The sequence below is a fragment of the Aeromonas sp. HMWF016 genome (assembly GCF_963878195.1).
Taxonomy (GTDB): Bacteria; Pseudomonadota; Gammaproteobacteria; order Enterobacterales; family Aeromonadaceae; genus Aeromonas; species Aeromonas lacus.
Map to the genome: position 1 here is coordinate 10,490 of NZ_CAWNWX010000059.1, position 1,699 is coordinate 12,188.

Annotated in this window: 2 protein-coding genes; both read left to right on the top strand. The window is 58.9% G+C overall.

Annotation, left to right across the window (positions count from 1 at the left end):
• On the top strand, positions 1-448 hold a 448-nt coding region (gene hcp1, locus AACS24_RS08555), incomplete at its 5' end, for a type VI secretion system effector Hcp1 (RefSeq protein WP_108573166.1).
• Positions 449-781: 333 nt separating this feature from the next.
• Positions 782-1,699, top strand: a 918-nt coding sequence (tssI, locus tag AACS24_RS21890; RefSeq protein ID WP_258223153.1) for a type VI secretion system tip protein TssI/VgrG, incomplete at its 3' end; no start/stop codon positions are given.

A 1,699-nucleotide genomic window follows, 5' to 3' on the forward strand; every position in this document is an offset into this window, starting at 1 on the left:
CGATTCCGTCGGCAACATCTTCGTACAAGGTCACGAAGACGAGATGCTGGTACAAGAGTTCCAGCACGTTGTGACTGTCCCGACCGACCCGCAATCTGGTCAGCCGGCTGGTCAGCGTGTCCACAAGCCGTTCAAGTTCACCGTTGCCCTGAACAAAGCCGTGCCGCTGATGTACAACTCCCTGGCCTCCGGTGAGATGCTGCCGAAAGTGACCCTGAAGTGGTACCGCACCTCCGTTGAAGGCAAGCAGGAGCACTTCTTCTCCACCGTGCTGACCGATGCCACCATCGTTGACATCGACTGCCAGATGCCGCACTGCCAGGACCCGGCGAAGTCTGACTTCACCCAGCTTATCCAGGTCTCCATGGCTTACCGCAAGATTGACTGGGAACACACCGTTGCCGGTACTTCCGGTGCGGACGACTGGCGTGCGCCCATCGAGGCCTAATCCTCGTTTTGTTACTTTGGTATTCCTTGCAAGTAGTTATGTGTCTTATGGGCCGGTTGCCAAACCGGCCCTCTTAGCCCGTATTTCTCCGGCCCGCTCAGGCAGCCGGAGCTTTTCTGTTTTGCCATCCCTCTGCCACTTGTTCGATTGATGCGGGGGGATGGCAAAGCACTAAAGGGTGTCCTGTGATGCAGACCCAATCCGCTCGTAACCTGTTAACCCCCTTATCTTTGGTGGCCTCCGGGGCACCGGAGAGGGCGGTAGCGTGGTTTGGCGGTTGGAGTTTTGAAGAAGGGCGCAGACATCGCGTGGCCGTGACAAGAGGGGAGAGCCATGGCTAATCAAACCGGATTGCAATTTACCGTCAAGGTGGGGGCGCTGCCCGAGAGCACCTTCGTCGTGGCGAGTTTCCAGCTGGACGAGGGGCTGAACCGGCCGTTCAACCTGCGCCTTGAGCTGGCCAGCAGCCAGCCCGATGTCGACTTTGGCGCCGTATTGGACCAGCCGTGCGAGCTCATGGTGTGGTACAACGGCGAGCTGCAGCGCAGGGTATGCGGGGTGGTGAGCGAGTTTGCCCAAGGGGATAGCGGCTTTCGCCGCACCCGTTACAGTCTTGAGGTGAAACCCGCCCTGTGGCGGCTGGGCCTGCGCCAAAACTCCCGCATCTTTCAGGCGCAAAAGCCTGACGAAATCCTCAGTATCCTGCTGCAAGAGCACGGCATCACCGACTACGCCTTTGCGCTGAAGAATGAACATGCCCAGCGGGAATACTGCGTTCAGTACCGCGAAACAGACCTCGATTTTGTGAACCGCCTTGCTGCCGAAGAGGGCTTGTTCTACTTCCACGAGTTTGAGCAAGGCAAGCACGGCATCGTCTTTGCTGACGACGCGGCAGCATTGACTCAAGGCCCCGAGCTTTTCTTCAACCTCGGCAACCGCTCGCTGGAACAAGGCCCTTACGTGCGCCAGTTCCACTACCGCGAATCGGTACGGCCCTCGGATGTGGAGCTGAAAGACTACAGCTTCAAGACCCCGGCTTATGGCCTCTCCCACAAAAAGCAGGGCGCTGAGCTTGAGCATCAACGGGATACCTACCAGCACTTCGATTACCCGGGCCGCTACAAGCAGGACGGCAGCGGCAAGGCCTTTGCCCAGCACCGACTTGATGCGCTGCGCAATGACGCAGTGGCGGGTAGCGGCAAGTCCAACAGCGCTGCCCTGCTACCGGGTCAGCACTTTTCACTCACCGAA